Annotated in this window: 17 protein-coding genes and 1 tRNA gene; 9 read left to right on the forward strand and 9 right to left on the reverse strand. The window is 66.2% G+C overall.

The genetic code is table 11. The features are described 5' to 3' along the window. Positions 1 to 281 precede the first annotated feature (281 nt). Positions 282 to 569 (reverse strand): PqqD family peptide modification chaperone, encoded by a 288-nt coding sequence (locus tag V7672_RS14775; protein WP_335625333.1) that lies wholly within the window; start codon positions 567 to 569, stop codon positions 282 to 284. Then, positions 566 to 1,480 (reverse strand): hypothetical protein, encoded by a 915-nt coding sequence (locus V7672_RS14780; protein ID WP_335625334.1) that lies wholly within the window; start codon positions 1,478 to 1,480, stop codon positions 566 to 568. Before V7672_RS14780 ends, V7672_RS14775 begins: the two co-directional genes overlap by 4 nt. A 146-nt stretch (positions 1,481 to 1,626) precedes the next feature. Here V7672_RS14780 and V7672_RS14785 point away from each other — a divergent pair, with 146 nt between their 5' ends. Together V7672_RS14785 and V7672_RS14790 are read left to right on the forward strand one after the other, a co-directional pair. Beyond that, the gene (locus V7672_RS14785; RefSeq protein ID WP_335625335.1) at positions 1,627 to 2,328 is read left to right on the forward strand and encodes an SHOCT domain-containing protein; all 702 of its coding nucleotides are present in this window, start codon (positions 1,627 to 1,629) and stop codon (positions 2,326 to 2,328) included. 210 nt (positions 2,329 to 2,538) lie between these two features. Continuing rightward, positions 2,539 to 2,805, forward strand: a complete 267-nt coding sequence (locus tag V7672_RS14790; protein WP_335625336.1) for a hypothetical protein — start codon at positions 2,539 to 2,541, stop codon at positions 2,803 to 2,805. Here V7672_RS14790 and V7672_RS14795 read toward each other — a convergent pair. From V7672_RS14795 to V7672_RS14805, 3 genes are all read right to left on the reverse strand, one after another. Next, complete coding sequence (locus V7672_RS14795; protein ID WP_335625337.1) at positions 2,802 to 3,362, reverse strand: hypothetical protein; 561 nt, start codon at positions 3,360 to 3,362, stop codon at positions 2,802 to 2,804. The two genes, V7672_RS14790 and V7672_RS14795, sit on opposite strands and share 4 nt — an antisense overlap. A gap of 29 nt (positions 3,363 to 3,391) precedes the next feature. Next, complete coding sequence (locus V7672_RS14800) at positions 3,392 to 3,598, reverse strand: hypothetical protein (protein ID WP_335625338.1); 207 nt, start codon at positions 3,596 to 3,598, stop codon at positions 3,392 to 3,394. Positions 3,599 to 3,758: 160 nt separating this feature from the next. Further along, a tRNA-Ser gene (locus tag V7672_RS14805) sits at positions 3,759 to 3,850 on the reverse strand. Between the two features lie 137 nt (positions 3,851 to 3,987). Between V7672_RS14805 and V7672_RS14810 the strand changes: the two genes are divergently transcribed. The 4 genes from V7672_RS14810 to V7672_RS14825 are packed head-to-tail and all read left to right on the forward strand — an operon-like array spanning position 3,988 to position 8,894. Further along, positions 3,988 to 5,559 carry an exopolysaccharide biosynthesis polyprenyl glycosylphosphotransferase gene (locus V7672_RS14810; RefSeq protein ID WP_335625339.1) on the forward strand — a complete coding sequence of 524 codons (1,572 nt, stop codon included), beginning with the start codon at positions 3,988 to 3,990 and terminating at the stop codon, positions 5,557 to 5,559. A gap of 13 nt (positions 5,560 to 5,572) precedes the next feature. Next, on the forward strand, positions 5,573 to 7,024 hold the full coding sequence (locus V7672_RS14815; RefSeq protein ID WP_335625340.1) for a lipopolysaccharide biosynthesis protein: 1,452 nt from the start codon (positions 5,573 to 5,575) through the stop codon (positions 7,022 to 7,024). Next, on the forward strand, positions 7,021 to 7,956 hold the full coding sequence (locus V7672_RS14820; protein ID WP_335625341.1) for a glycosyltransferase family 2 protein: 936 nt from the start codon (positions 7,021 to 7,023) through the stop codon (positions 7,954 to 7,956). Before V7672_RS14815 ends, V7672_RS14820 begins: the two co-directional genes overlap by 4 nt. Beyond that, a complete protein-coding gene (locus tag V7672_RS14825; RefSeq protein WP_335625342.1) occupies positions 7,956 to 8,894 on the forward strand; it encodes a glycosyltransferase family 2 protein in 939 nt (312 codons plus the stop codon). The genes V7672_RS14820 and V7672_RS14825 overlap by 1 nt, the downstream gene beginning before the upstream one ends. Here V7672_RS14825 and V7672_RS14830 read toward each other — a convergent pair. Together V7672_RS14830 and V7672_RS14835 are read right to left on the reverse strand one after the other, a co-directional pair. Continuing rightward, the gene (locus V7672_RS14830; protein ID WP_335625343.1) at positions 8,891 to 9,592 is read right to left on the reverse strand and encodes a hfsB; all 702 of its coding nucleotides are present in this window, start codon (positions 9,590 to 9,592) and stop codon (positions 8,891 to 8,893) included. The genes V7672_RS14825 and V7672_RS14830 overlap by 4 nt on opposite strands. A 53-nt stretch (positions 9,593 to 9,645) precedes the next feature. Beyond that, positions 9,646 to 11,088, reverse strand: a complete 1,443-nt coding sequence (locus V7672_RS14835; protein ID WP_335625344.1) for a GumC family protein — start codon at positions 11,086 to 11,088, stop codon at positions 9,646 to 9,648. Positions 11,089 to 11,209: 121 nt separating this feature from the next. Here V7672_RS14835 and V7672_RS14840 point away from each other — a divergent pair, with 121 nt between their 5' ends. Then, positions 11,210 to 11,947, forward strand: a complete 738-nt coding sequence (locus tag V7672_RS14840) for a polysaccharide biosynthesis/export family protein (RefSeq protein ID WP_335625345.1) — start codon at positions 11,210 to 11,212, stop codon at positions 11,945 to 11,947. On the opposite strand, the gene V7672_RS14845 is transcribed toward V7672_RS14840, so the two are convergent. Then, entirely contained in the window at positions 11,944 to 12,243 is a 300-nt protein-coding gene (locus tag V7672_RS14845; RefSeq protein WP_292157577.1) for a sel1 repeat family protein, read from the reverse strand. The genes V7672_RS14840 and V7672_RS14845 overlap by 4 nt on opposite strands. A gap of 189 nt (positions 12,244 to 12,432) precedes the next feature. After that, positions 12,433 to 13,158, reverse strand: coding sequence for a glutathione S-transferase N-terminal domain-containing protein (locus V7672_RS14850; protein ID WP_335625346.1), 726 nt, complete (start codon positions 13,156 to 13,158; stop codon positions 12,433 to 12,435). A gap of 175 nt (positions 13,159 to 13,333) precedes the next feature. Between V7672_RS14850 and V7672_RS14855 the strand changes: the two genes are divergently transcribed. After that, entirely contained in the window at positions 13,334 to 13,909 is a 576-nt protein-coding gene (locus V7672_RS14855) for an RcnB family protein (protein WP_335625347.1), read from the forward strand. A gap of 177 nt (positions 13,910 to 14,086) precedes the next feature. Next, positions 14,087 to 15,031, forward strand: coding sequence for an RcnB family protein (locus V7672_RS14860; RefSeq protein ID WP_335625348.1), 945 nt, complete (start codon positions 14,087 to 14,089; stop codon positions 15,029 to 15,031). The last annotated feature ends 5 nt before the right edge of the window (positions 15,032 to 15,036 follow it).

Consider the following 15,036-nt stretch of genomic DNA (forward strand, 5'->3'; position numbering starts at 1 on the left):
GTCAGACGGGATCAGGACGCCGAGCCGGTAGCATCCACCCCTGCCGTCGGGTTGCTCGAGGCGCATTCTGCATCCAGTCGGAGCAGCGAGGGCGCCCGCCAGGTCTTGCGGCCCGACGTGTCGTCCTGGCCCGGAAGGTCGCATTGGTCGTCGATCGGATCACGCATTAGACTCAGTTTCCTCAGAACCCTCAGGGAAGCCTGCCATATCCGCCGCCACTGTCAACGGACTTCCACCATAGCGCGAGCCTCGTCGCCCCGCCGCCCCGCGGGTGATCCGCCTCAGACACGCCGGATCATCCCCTCGGATTCCATGCTGGACAGAAGGGCACAAACGTCGGTCCTGCAGACTGCGGCATCCACCTCGTATTCGCGGGTCAGGCGGACGACCAGATCGCCCACGGTGACCGGCGTTTCGACCAGCTCCCAGATGCGCGAGCCGATCGGGTCAAGGCCGTAGCAGGCCCCGCGCTCCACGCTCATGGCCATGACCTCGCCGTCAACCCGCGTGGTCAGTAAATCCGTGGACGCCACGATCCGGTCCTCGTCCCGGAATTCCTGATCACTCATAGCTCATGCCCCACACCCAGAATCTGCGCCTCGCCGAGGTGGCGAATCAGCCGCTCGACCTCGGCTTCAAAGACCTCGTGCCCCCATTGGCGCGTCCACTCGAGAACGGCAACCCTGGCCGCCACCGAAACGCAATGGCCGAAATGCGCTTCCTGACGGCCCAGGACGGAGACCAGCTGGGGCCGATAGGTTTCGGACATCAGCAATTGCACCGCCGCACGACCGCGCAGCCGGTGCAGGCCGCCCTGCTGTGCGCCCTCCCGGCCCAGGCGGATGACTGCAGCGAGCGGCACAGGGGCCTGATCGGGGTCGGAGGGCAAGCCCAGCTGATATTTGTCCATGTCGTCGTGGATGCGCTCAAGCCCGGCGATGTCATGGCCATGCAATTCGGCCGCGTCGGCCCACAGCTTTACGCGGGGAAGCCCCGGATAGACGATCGGTCGTCCGGCGGAATCAAGACCGATGATGCAGACATCGTCGGTGAGCACCGTATGTCCGGCCGCCGAAAACCAGGCGGCCAGAGTCGACTTGCCCGCACCGGAGTGTCCCGTGAAGGCCACGGCGACGCCGCCGATCACCACCGCATTGGCGTGCAGCGGGAACAGGCCCCTCTGGTGAACCAGGATGCCCAGCGCCGAGCCCAGAAGAAACAGGCGCAGATTTCTCTCGGAGCACCCCGCGTCGATATCCACGGTGATGGACCGGCCGCCTTCGACCCGAAACCGGGCGACACCGGGAAGACTGAGGACTGCGGTGTCGCCATCCCGCTCCACAGGGCCTTCCCCGGTGGCAGCCACCGCGCCCCGTCGTATGTCCACGACGTCACGCCCTGCTGCCGCCCCGACCTCGATCAGCTCGGGGAGCGGAATCTCGGACCGCAGGAGAAAGTCGACACAGGCATAATCGGGCACACGCCCTGCTCGCCTGTTTCCGCAAGGCTGGCAAGAGGTAGGAGGTAGGGTCGCGGCCAAACTCGTCGGGCAATCCCAAGTTGGCGTTGCCTATGTTAGGAAACTCTATTGAGGCGGGAATCGGCTCGCACTAGGGGGACACCGGCGTGAAGGGCATTTTCAACGCTATTTGGTTTTTCGTGTTTTGGACCGCTGCGGTCGTGTTCACGGCGTTTATCGGAACGATCCCACTCGCGATCCTTCTCTTCTGCACCTACGCAGGCGCTCAGGCACGGGCGGAAAAGGCAGCGAAGATCGTCCAAACCACGCTGATGAAAGACGAGCAGCTCGTTGCTCAAGCGATTCAGCATCGGGTCTTCGCCCTTTGGTCGCGCCGCAAGACGGTCGCGATCACCAACAGCCGGATAATCGTCATTACCCGGGGCCTCATCGGCGGGTTCAAAATGTCCGACATTCAGTGGAAAGACTTGAAGGATGCGAAGCTAGAGCAAAACGTCATGGAGTCGATTTGCGGTTCCAACCTTCAGTTCCAGCACTTCAATATGGGCGCTGGCTGGATGGGCGTGGACGGTATTCGTAGCGACGTGGCCTCTGAAATCTACTCGCGCGCTCAATCCGAAGAACAAGCTTGGGAAGAGAAGCGAAGGGTTCGGGCGATGGAAGAGGTCCGGGCCGCCGCCGGTGGCGTTGTGGTGCACACCGGGGCAACCCAAGCGACTGCGCCTGCTGCTCCGGCTGGCAACCGCATGATGGATGAAATCCAACGCGCCAAGACGTTACTGGACGACGGCATCATTAGCGATGCCGAGTTCCAAGAGATGAAATCGAAGATTCTCGCTGCTACTTAGGAAGCTAGCCTTGCCATCCACCAGCTGCCCGCTCGGCGAAGTTAGAGCGAAGCGACACGACGGGACGCCCGTCTTCAGCAGCGTCTATCGGAAGCATGGGGCGGTCTATCTGAGCTTGGGGCAGGAGCCGGGAGGTGCCCCATTCTCTCCCCCCTCTGTCGGTCTCCAATAGCCGTTGCCTTCAGGCTCAAATCACGGTCGTCTTTCCCCATGCCGACAAAATACTCGCCTCGCCGGGATGACGAGAATGCGGTCTTTATCGACTGCTTCCTTTGTCGCCAGCCGTTTCGCTTCGGTGACGGCATCTATGACGGGAAGCATGTTCGAGGCTGGGAAACAAACTTCTGCTGGACCTGCATAAACGGCAATCACGACGGGATCGTGCTGGAGTATCACCCTAGCCTCGTCTCCCATTTGAAGGAGCGGGGGATTCCGATTCGTCTCAATGCGCGCGGCTGGCTCGACATTCCAAACTAGGGTTCGACGTCGCGAGACGAGATCGGATCGTTTGCGAACAAGGCGTAATGTAGACGCTGAACGGCTTGGCTAAACCGCGCCGCTTTCACCGCAAGCATCTCTAAATCTCCCGGCCAGTAATTTGTCCTATGGATGGTGATCTCGCCACCGTCGATAACGATCTCATTGAAGACAATCGCCCATCGCGGGAGAACCTCCATATCTGCGTGAGCCATCCGATTACGGATTACGCGGCTCTTGTCGTATCGATCTAGAACCGCCTTGCCGAGTGTCGCATATCCGGACAAGGGGCCATCGGTTTCGAGGACTTTTCGAAGGTAGCTAATGCGGGCGCCGCTGCTGAACGGAGGCTTCTCCCGAAGATCTCGATACTCCGGTGAATGCGAACACCGGATCGCCACGTCAGTCAGCTTTTGCTCGATATGGCTGTAACTCCACAGTATCGAGGCACGAAGAATCAAAAGGCGGGCAAGGTCGCCATCCTGAACCCATGGATTGATGACGGCTCGCCACTCGTTAGGAACGAGCTGTCCTGATTGCGATTTGCGACCCATCACGCCCCCATCTGTTCAATACACGGACGGCGTCAAAGTGTGCCGCCCTCGATATCGGCGATGAGCTTCACATATTCGTCCTCGCTCCGTTTGAGGCTCTCAATATGCTGCGCTGTGTAGTCTCGGAACTCTTCTCCGGCTCTCTGCGCGCCAATCCTCGCGTTCGGTTGCGACCAGAACCAGATGCTCTTGCGGGTCGATTCCAACTCTTCACGAAGCTGTTGAAGATAGTCGTCCATGTTTCCCCCCTCGTCCAAGCCGACACCGTAAACATTCAAGACGAGTGGCGGGACAAAAAAGTGCGCGGGAACAAGCGGGGGAAGTTACCACGAACCCATGCCACACATTGCCCCCTGGGGGCGGCTTATGCCCCTGATTTGCGGGGTCTTTAGGGGGATCTGGCGGAGACGGAGGGATTCGAACCCTCGGTACCCCTTACAGGGTACGACGATTTAGCAAACCGTTGCCTTCAGCCACTCGGCCACGTCTCCGGCAGGCGCCGTCGATAGCCGAGCCGGCGCGGGTGCGCAACAGGCTGTTCGATGGTGAAAGCGCATATGCGTTAACGGGACAGTCAGCCGCGTGTGGTGTGGTGTGGGCCATCGTCGACAGGAAGCCGCCCTGCCCCATGCCAAGCCCGCTCGCCAATGCCCTTGCCGATGACGTCACCGGTTCGACAAGCGAGCTGGATGCCGCAGGCCTGCAGGCTTTGGCGCGCGCATCGCTGTCGGACGACGCGTCGGTGGACGAGACGGCCGCCCACAAGCGGGGCCCGTTCCGGCCCGGGGTGTGGCTGAATGCCCGGGAACGGGCACGGGCGCGCCTGTCGGTTCACTATTTTCATGCCATCGACGGGCTGGTGGTGACGATCGTCACCCTGCTCAGCCTGTTCCTCCTGACACCGGAGGGTCTGGGCAAGGCGAGCGTCGGCGATGTGCTGCCGGTCATTCTGGGTGCCGTCGTCACCCTGGGCCTGATGCGGTCCATCGACATCTACCGCTTTGGGCGCGACACCTCGGGCATCATCCATCTGGGGACCGTCGGCGCACTGGTCATCGCCGGTGGCCTGGGGGCGGTTGCCACCGGACTGGCTCTGGGCGGCACCAACTATACGCTGTGGCTGGTCTGGCCCGCCCTGATGCTTGTCAGCCTGTACGGCCTTCACCTGTGCTGGCTGGAGCTGATCCGGCGCATGCGGACGACGGGCGCCCTGACCCCCAATGTGGTGCTGGTCGGAGCCACCAGACATGCCGAAACCATGATCCGTGAAGCGATGCAGCGGCGCGACCTCAACATCATCGGCGTGTTTGACGACCGCATGGCGCGGTCCCCCAAGGCCGTCGAGGGGGTGCCTGTTCTGGGTGACAGCGAGGCGCTGATGTCGCACCGCATCCTGCCCTATGTCGACCGGGTGGTGCTGGCCATCGACCCGAAGGCCGAGGAACGGGTGCGCGACCTGACCCGTCGCCTGGGCGCCCTGCCCAATCCGGTCAGCCTGCTGGTCGATTCGGCGGACGGAAAGCTGCGCGCGGCGGCCATGGAGCGCCTCGCGCGCACACGCCTCGCCCGTCTGAACGGCCCGGTCGATGACGATCGCCGGGCCTTCAACAAGCGGCTGCAGGACATGATTATCGGCGGCATCGCCCTGATCCTGCTGATGCCGGTCATGGCGGTCATTGCCGTGCTGGTGAAGATGGACAGCCGCGGACCGGCCTTCTTTCGCCAGCGGCGCCACGGCTTCAATCATGAGGAGATCGTGGTCTGGAAATTCCGCACGATGAAACAGGAAGCCGCCGACGCCACCGCCAGCCGTCAGGTGACCCACGACGACGACCGCATCACGCGGCTGGGCAAGGTTCTGCGCTCGACCAGTCTGGACGAGCTGCCGCAACTGCTGAACGTGCTGAAGGGCGAGATGAGCCTGGTCGGTCCCCGCCCCCATGCGATCGGCATGAAGACCGGCCAGGTCGAGTCCGCGCGACTGGTCGCTGACTATGCCCACCGCCACCGGATCAAGCCCGGCATGACCGGCTGGGCCGCCATCAAGGGGTCGCGCGGTCCCCTGCACACAGCCCAGGACGTCCGGCGCCGGGTGCAGCTGGATGTCGAATATGTCGAGCGGCAGTCCTTCTGGATGGACCTCTGGATCATGATCGTCACCGTGCCCGTGCTGCTGGGCGACCGGCTGGCCGTCCGGTGATCGGCGGGTCCTGATGTTCTGGCGCGGGGTCTGGGGCTATCTGCCCGCCAATATCGTCCAGGGGCTGGTCGGCTTTCTGACGCTGGTGCTGTTCACGCGCCTGCTCAGTCCCGATGACTTCGGGCGCTACGCTGTTGCCTATGCCGTGTTCAGCCTGACCCATGTGGCGGTGTTCACCTGGGTCGAGGCGGCCATGGCCCGCTTCTGGGCGGCCGAAAGCCAGGGGCCGTCGCTGGCCGACCATTTCGCCGGCCTCTATCAGGCGACCTTTGCCCTGACGCTGATCTTCCTGCCGGTCATGGGGCTGGCGATCTGGCTGTGGCCGATGGACATGGCGTTCCGCATCGCGGTGGCGGCCGGCGTCGCGGGTGTGCCGATCCGCTGCCTCGCCCGACTGGTGCAGGAGCGCTACCGCGCCTCGGGCGAGGTCGCGAAATCCGCCTGGATGGACATCTTTACCAGCGTCGGCGGGCTGGGCTTTGGCGTCGTCTTCGCCCTGCTGGGGGCCGGTGCGGCCTCCCCCCTGATCGGGCTGGGGCTGGCGCCGCTGGTGTTGCTGCCCTTCGTGCTGCCGGCGGAGCTGAAGTTTGCGCGCGGCGGCCGGGCCGATCCGCAGCGTCTGCTGTCGTACGCCCGCTATGGCTATCCGATCGCCGTGTCGCTGACACTGACCCTGGTGCTCAGCTCCACCGACCGGATCCTGTTAGCCGTGTTTCTGGATGAGGCCGCGACCGGCGCCTACCACGCGGCCTACAGCCTCGCGAACCGGACGCTGGATGTGCTGTTCATCTGGCTGGGGGCAGCGGGCGGGCCGGCACTGGTCATGGCGCTGGAACGGCACGGTCTCTCGGGACTGAAGGAGGCGGCGCGCGAGCAGGCCTCGACCTTCGTGCTGATCGGCATTCCCGCGGCGGTCGGACTGGCGCTGGTGGCGCGGCCCATGGCGGAGTTCATGATCGGCGAGGATCTGCGCGGCGCGGCTGCGGCCATCACGCCCTGGATCGCCTTCGCGGCCCTGATGTCCGGCCTGTCCAGCTATTACTTCGGACAGGCGTTCACGCTGGGCAAGCGCACCAGCCTGTTGTTCGTGACCATGGCCATCCCGGCGCTGGCCAATGTGGTGCTGAACCTGATCCTTATCCCGGTGCACGGGGTGATGGGGGCCGCCTGGGCCACCGCCGCCAGCCTCGGGCTGGGGCTGGCCTCGGTCATCCTGATCGGACGACGGGTCGTGGCCCTGCCCATTCCGGTCGACAGCCTTATCCGGATCGGCGTCGCCTCGGTGGCGATGGCCGCCGTGGTCATGGCCCTGCCCTCGCCGGGCGGCTTTGTTGAGCTGATGCTGGATGCGGGGGTGGGGGCCGCCGTCTACGGGCTGGTCGCCATCACCCTCAATGCCGCGGATGTCCGCGATGTGCTGGTGGAGCGCTATCGGCGGCTGAAAGCACGGGGAGCCCCGGCATGAGCCGCGCCAGGATGAGCGACAGCCCGGCCTATGGGGCGGCCCGGCCGACCCTGTCGGTGCTGATCCCGTTTCTGCGGGATGATCCGGGTGCCCTGCTGGGCCGGCTGGACGACGAGGCTGCGGCGCTGGGCGGCGCCGTCGAACTGGTGGTGCTGGACGACGGGACGGGCGACGCGGACCTGACCGCCGCCCTGATGCGACAGGTGGGGGCGGCCCGGCTGCCCGTGCGCCTGATCACCCTGACGGCCAATGAGGGGCGGGCGCAGGGGCGCAACCGGCTGGCGACCGCCGCGCGGGGCCGGACCTGGCTGTTCCTCGACAGCGACATGCGACCCGACAGGCCGGATTTCCTGCAGGCCTGGCTGGCGCTGGTCCGGCGGGAGGACCCGGCGGTGGCGTTCGGCGGCTTTTCGTTGCTGCAGGCGCCGACGGACGCGCAGTTCGCCGTGCACCGGGCTCTGGCCGACCGGTCGGAGTGCTTGCCGGTCGAGGTGCGGCGCCTGACCCCGGAGAAATACGTCTACACATCGAACCTGCTGGTCCGGCGCGATGTGTTCGAGAGCGAGGCCTTTGACCCCGGCTTCACCGGCTGGGGGTGGGAGGATGTGGAATGGGCCATGCGGGTCTCGCGCGCCCATCCGGTCCTGCATTTCGATATTCCCGCGACCCATATGGGGCTGGATACGGTCGAAAGTCTGATGCGGAAATATGAGCAATCGGCCGGGAATTTTGCCCGGGTGATCGCGCGACATCCGGATATCATCGCCACCTATCCCAGCTATCGTGCGGCGCAGAAGATCCGGCGCCTGCCCGGGCGAAGGGTGCTGCGCGGACTTGCCCGGGCGTGGGCGTTGCGGGACGGGTTGCCGGTCGCCAGCCGGGCCTTTGCCCTGCGCCTGTATCGCGCCGCCCTTTATGCCGAGGCAGTGTGATGCGCCGGGTGGCTGTCGTTGTCCCCACACTGAGACGCCCCGAGGGGCTGGCGGAGGCGCTCGCCTCGCTGATGGCGCAGCAGGGGGTTGCCGACCGGCTGGGCGAGATCGTGGTCGTCGACAATGACCGCGAACCCAGTGCGCGCGCGGTGGCCGAACGCTTTCAGGGACGGTCCTTTCCGGTCATCTATGTGCACGAGCCGACGGTCGGGGTGGCCTCGGCGCGGAACACCGGGCTGGCGGCGACCGATGCCGAGCTGATCGCCTTTCTGGACGATGACGAGATTGCCTCGCCCGGCTGGCTGGCGGCCCTTCTGGCCAGCCAGTCGAGCACCGGGGCGGATGTCGTGTTCGGACCGATCCGGGGCCGCGCGCCCGGGGCCGCGGCAGACGTGCGCCCGTATCTGGAAGCGTTCTTCGGGCGTGCCGGTCCGGACGCCGACGCCCTGATCGATCACCCCTTCGGCTGCGGCAACAGCCTGATGGTGCGGGCGACCGCCCTGCCCGGCCCGGCGCCGTTCGAGGTGCGCTGGGACCAGTCGGGCGGTGAGGACGATGCCCTGTTCGCCGCCCTGAGCGCGAGAGGGGGCCGATATGGCTGGTCCGCCGCCGCCTGGGTGGACGAGGTCGCCCCGGCTCACCGGGCCAATCTGGCCTATACCCTGTCGCGCGCCTTCGCCTATGGCCAGAGCCCTGCGCAGGCGGCCTGGGCCAGGCGGGACGTGGCCGGGGTGGTCAAGTGGATGGCAGTCGGTGCGGTGCAACTGGCGGGCTGGGGCCTGATCGCCCTGCCGCTGACCCTGCTGCGGCGGCCCGGTCGCGCCCGTGCGCTGGATCGGGCGGCGCGGGGATTGGGCAAGATACTGTGGATGCCGGGGCTGGAGCCACGCTTTTACGGCGCCTCGGAACTGCAGCGACTGGATCGTGCCGCGACCTAGGCGGACCGGCGGCGCAGCAGCTGGGGCGCTCGGTAGGTGGAGCGGTTGACGACCACGCCGGCGATATTGCCGCCTACGGCCTCGATCTCATCGCGCAGGGCCACCGGGGCCGCAGCCTCGGTCGCCTGACCCGCAACGACCAGCACCGTCACATCGACCAGCGGGGCAAGGATCAGGGCCAGGTCGCTGCGGTCGGCGGACGGCGCGTCGATGACGATGGTTTCGGCGTGGGCCCGGATAGCGTCCCAGTAGCGGCTGTCGTCGGTGGCCTCGGCGCGCTGGCCCGAGCGCAGGATTTCCTGATTGAAGCGGGTGACCCACAGGCGACCGCCCAGAGCCGGACGGGCCGTCAGCAGACGCGCGGGGGCCACGGGCTGGCCATCCCGGCCAACCAGCGGCGGGCTTATCGCGAAGAAGCTGGATCCGTCGGGCGACGCCTGGGCCGGGCGTCCCAGCTGGCCAAACCGCTCGGGGTCGTGACCGACGGCCTCCATCTGGCCCTGCTGGCCGAGATCGGCGTCGATCAGCCAGACGGGGCGGCGGGCGCGCACGGCGGCGAGGCGGGCGTATTCCCGCGCGACGGTCGAGGTCCCCTCACCCGCCAGCGCCGAGACGAACAGGATCACCCGGCCGCGATGCCGGCGGCCCGGCCCAAGGGCGGCCCACAACTCTGCCATTTCGGTTGTCAGGTCGATCATCGAATCGCAATCACACGCGCCACTACGCCGTGGAGGCTAGCACGCCCGCGCACTCATCGAGCCTTCATTGGCGCGACCGCCAGAACCGGCATGTCGAGGGTGCGCCCCACCACCTCGGCGGTCGCGAAATCCCGCCGCGAAAAGATGCGGGCCAACCCGACGCACAGGGCGGTAAATCCGGCGAAGAGGATGACAAGCGCCAGCAGGGGCAGCTTCAGGCTCTTGCCGGTCGTGGGCGCGGTGGCCCGTTCGATCACGGTGACATTGTCGGCACCGGCCTGCACCAGGGCACTGTCGGCGCGGCTTTGGGAAGCGCGCTGCTGGAACTCGCGGATGTTGGCCGAAAGCACTTCGCGTTCGCTGGACAGGGTGGCGTTCTGCGATTCGACCTGCACCAGCTCGCTTTGGCGGGCCTTGATCTGCTCCAGCTGACTGTCGAGCGTCGCCAGGCGGGCCTGAAGGGAGTCACGTTCGGCCTGGACGGTGATCCGGGTGGTCTCCAGCTCGGTCCAGATGGGGTTCGGGCCGGTGCGCACCTCCTTGACGCCGACACCGCCGCCCGAGGCGACATAGGCCTCCAGCTGGGCAATGCGGGCCTCGATGTCGCGGACCGGTTGGGAATCCGGCAGGTAGCGCGCCAGCAGGGCCTCGCGCTCGTTGCGGGCCTGAAGAATCTGATCCTGGGCCGAGACGTTGAGGTCCTGCGACAGGGCGACCTCGGGCGGGGTGCGGGCCAGTTGCGCCTCAAGCGTCTGCAGGCGCCGGTCGGTCTGCCTCAGCAGGGCCTGGGTCGCCAGCCGGTCGGCATAGACCGTCTGGTAGCTGGTGGCATAGCCGGCCTTGGCCGCCGCGAAGTCGCCGATGTCGTTGGAGCGCAGGAAGGCCTGATATTCGGCATCGGCCTGGGCCAGGTCGTCCTCGAACGCCTGCTGCTGGGCCAGATTGGCGTCGGTCGAGCGATCGGTGAACAGTTCGCGGCGATAGGACAGATAGGCATCGATGATCGCATTCAGCACGGTGGCCGAGCGGGCCGGATCCGAGCTTTCATAGCCGACGGCAATAATCGGGCTGCCCGGGGCGACGCCGACGGCAAGACCGCCTTCGAGCGCCTTCATGGCCTGGGCTTCCTGAACCGCCCGGCTGCCGCTGGCCTTGTCGCCGAGGATGGCAGCGGGGCCGAGGGACTGGATCACGCGCTGCTTGACCTGATTGCTGTTCAGGATCGTGGACTCCGCATTGGTGACGAGATCGCCCTCGGGCGCCTGCCCCCGTTCCGTGACGCCGACGCGGGGCTGATAGACATATTCCTGGCCGACGCCGGCAAAGATTCGCGCCTCGGCCGTATAGGTCTTTTGCAGGGTCATCACCGCCAGGGTGCCGAGCACCGCGATCACCAGAAACACCAGCAGCATGACGCCGATCTGACGGAACAACAGCCCGACGATGTCCGCCAGGTCGTACCGGGGTCTGGCAGAGGTGTAGGCGGTGGAACGCATACGGGGGGAGAATCCTGTCGGTCGGGTCAGCATGATCCTCGACCCCGCGCGTTAACCATCGGTTACCCACGTTCACCGACAGTGCGGGGGCCATGGTCAGAATGAGTCGAGGTAAGCCCGAATGACGGTCGATCGCAGACACCTGCTTCTGCTGGGCGTGGCGCTGGGTCTGTCGGCCTGTGGCGGCAACGGCGGGCGTATGCCCTCGCCCGGATACGGCCGGGTCGACGCGGCGACCGCGCCCGGGGCGTTCCCCGACATTCCCTTTGCCGACTGGACAGACGCCGAGCCGGAATACGTCCTTTATCCCGGCGATGAGATCGAGGTTGCGACCCCGACGGCGCCGGAGCTGACCCGCACGCTCCGGGTCGGGCCGGATGGCCGGGTGTCCCTGCCCCTGATCGGCCAGGTGATGGCGGCGGACCGCACCCTGTTCGAACTGGAATCGGATGTCAGCGCCGCGCTGTCCACCCAGCTGGTGCGCCCTGTCGTCGAGGTGACGCTGAGACAGGCCGGGCCGCTCAAGGTCTGGGTCGATGGTGAAGTCCGTACGCCCGGCGTCTATGATATGGCGGGCGACATCGATGCCTATCAGGCGATCATTCAGGCGGGGGGATATCTGCCGACCGCCAAGCCGGCGCAGGTGGCCCTGATCCGTCGGGGGCCGGGCAGCACACGCATGATGCGGGTTCTGGATCTCAGGCCGCGCCGGGGCGAGATTGTCGCGCTGCGACGGGGCGATGTCCTGTTCGTGCCGCGATCCAATCTGGGTGAGCTGGCCAACTTCTTCACCCAGATCCGCAATGCCCTGCCCATCGGTTTCAACTATACGATCAACGGGCAGTATCAGCAGTTCTAGGCGGCCAGCGTCACCGTGCCGGCGTCGATCCAGCGGCGGGCCGCGCGCTGGGCCTCGCTGATTTCCTCGCGGTCCATCTCCATCGACATCTCGCGGCGATAGTCGCGCGCCTCGATCGAGCCCTTCATGGCCGCCAGGTTGAAGATCATGTGGGCCGAGACCCGGTCGAGGGGACAGCCCCCCTGCCCGGCTGAATACATCAGGCCCAGTTTGAACAGGGCGTCGCCGTCCATGTCCGGGGTGGGCAGCGGCAGGCCGCCCGTTTCAGCGTCTTGCGCGAGTTCTTGCGCCATCATCACCAGTTCCTCCAGCCAAGGCCTTTCTGGCCCGCCGATGGTCTGGATAAAACAGCCGCGGATTGAAGTTAGCGTTAACAGCAGAGGGGCCGGTGACGACTTTTGTGTCACCAAGTCATGAACGCAAGTTACTGTATTTACTTGGCGTAAATCGGTTGTTCAGACGCGGTTTACGGATGCCCCTGCGGGTTATGTGCGTCGGGCGCGCTGGCCGAACAACAGCTTGCGGGCTTCTTCCGCATCCTTGCCTGTGGCCCCAAGATTGGAGCGCAGGGCGTCGCCGACCGCCCGGCCGGCCTTGACCGCAGGGCGCTCATCCACCCGTTCCATCCAGGCGGCGAGGTTCGGGAACTCGCCCAGGTCCTGCCCCTGCGGCGCCGGCAGGATCCACGGCCAGATGGCCATGTCGGCAATGGAATAGTCGCCGGCTACAAACTCGCGGTCGGCCAGGCGGCGATCCAGCACACCATAGAGACGGTGGGTTTCGTCGGTATAACGGCGGACGCCATAGGCGATCTGGCGCTGGTCCTTGATCATGGCCGGGGCGTACTGGCGGAAGTGGTGCGTCTGGCCGGCCATGGGGCCAAGGCCGCCCATCTGCCAGAACAGCCACTGGTCGATCTCGGTGCGGGTGCGGACGTCCTGCGGATAGAATTGCCCGGACTTGAGCCCCAGATACTGAAGGATGGCCCCGGATTCGAAGATGGACAGCGGCTGGCCGTCCGGACCTTCCGGATCGATGATGGCCGGCATGCGACCGTTCGGGCTGATGGCCTGGAAGGCGGGCTCGAACTGTTCGCCCCGCCCGATGTTCACCGGCTTGAGCTCATAGGGCAGGCCCATCTCTTCCAGCGCGATCGAGACCTTCCAGCCGTTCGGCGTCGGCCAGTACCAGAGTTCGATGGGTCGGGTCATGCGGGGCCTCCTGCGCCTGGCCCTTGCATCTGGGCAGCGGAGAGAGCCGTCACAAGGGGGCTCACCACGCCTTCCTGACCAGAGCGTTCAGGTCGGGTTCATTTCGGACCCGACAGCCTGTGCCCATCGCGGATCGGCTCCGTCGATCCACCGGACCCCTCACCGGAGTAGAGTTATGAGACACCTTGCCCGCGCGGCCGTCGTCGCGCTCACCATGGCCACCCTGGCCGTCCCCGCCATCGCCGAAGCCCAGAGCCGCCGCGACCGCGACGACCGCCGTGAGTGGCGTCAGGACCGGCGCGACGACCGCCGGGACTATCGACGCGATCGCCGCGAAGACCGGCGCGACTGGCGCAGTGACCGCCGGGATGACCGCCGCGACTGGCGCGGAGATCGTCGGGATGACCGTCGCGACTATCGCAACCATCGCCGCGCGGACCGCTGGGATCGCAACAATCGCGACTGGTGGCGCGGCCGGTCCGACTTCCGCGACTATCGCGGGCATCGCAACGGCTACTGGTATGCGCCGGGATACGGCTATTATCGGGTCGAGCCGCGCTACTACGGCTATCGCTGGCAACGGGGCTCGCGCCTGCCCTCGAGCTATCACCGCTATTATGTGCGGGACCCGCACTATTACGGTTTGAGACCCGCCCCGCGCGGCTATCGCTGGGTCCATGCGGACAATGACATCCTGCTGGTGGCCCTGGCCACGGGCGTCATCGCCGACCTGGTGCTGGACATCTGGTAGGCACCCGGCAGGTTTGGGCAGGAAGCCCCGCGTGGTTCGCCTCGCGGGGTTTTCTGTGTCTGAACAAAAGGCCGCGGCGCGGTCAGATTTCGTTCACATACGGTTCAGCCTGTCCCTGCCAAGCCTAGGGACAGATCATCGATCGGGATGACAGACAGGGGCGACAAGGACATCGAGATGAAACGTACTCTTCTGGTCTTCAGTGCCCTGACGGCGTTCATGGCTCCCGCCATCGCGCCTGCGGTCGCCCAGGCCCAGCAGGCCGAGGCCCGTCAGGATCGCGGCGACCGCCGCACCGAGGCGCGCACCCAGCGACGCGAGCAGCGCCGCGAGGACCGTCAGCAGCCGCAGACGCAGCCTCCGCAACAGCCGCGCCAGGATCGCGGCGACCGCCGTCAGGACCGTCGTGAGGACCGACAGGATCGCCGCGAGGATCGGCGGGATGACCGTCAGGACCGGCGCCAGGATCGCCGGGAAGACCGCCGTCCGGACACGCGCCCTGACACGCGCCAGGATCGTCGCGAGGATCGCCGTGACGACCGGCAGGATCGTCGTCAGGATCGCCGCGAGGATCGCCGTGACGACCGTCAGGACCGGCGTGAGGATCGCCGCGAGTGGCGGGGCGACCGTCGGGAAGATCGCGGGGAGCGCCGCGAGGATCGGCGGGAGTGGCGGGGCGACCGGCGCGACGACCGGGCCGACCGGCGCCAGGACCGTCGAGAGGATCGCTTCGAGAACCGGCGTGACCGTCGGGACTACCGTGAGTTCCGGCGCAGCTGGAACCGGGACAACTGGCGCCGTGACTGGAACCGCAGTCACCGGTCGGACTGGTGGCGCAATCACCGCTCGTTCCGCGGTTATTACGGCGTCCGTGTCGGCTTCTACTTCGCCCCGGACTACGGCTACTATTCGGTGCCGCGCCAGTACTGGAACCAGCGGTGGAGCGAGGGCCAGTACCTGCCGTCGATCTTCTGGCGCTATCAGCTAAATGACTATCGCACCTACGGGCTGGGCTTCCCGCCCCAGGGCACGCGCTGGGTCTATGTCGACAACCACGTCTATCTGATCGACGAATACGACGGCTACATCATCGAGGTCGTCTACGACTTCTGGCGCTGGTAGGCGTC

This window comes from Brevundimonas sp., assembly GCF_036963785.1.
Taxonomy (GTDB): Bacteria; Pseudomonadota; Alphaproteobacteria; order Caulobacterales; family Caulobacteraceae; genus Brevundimonas.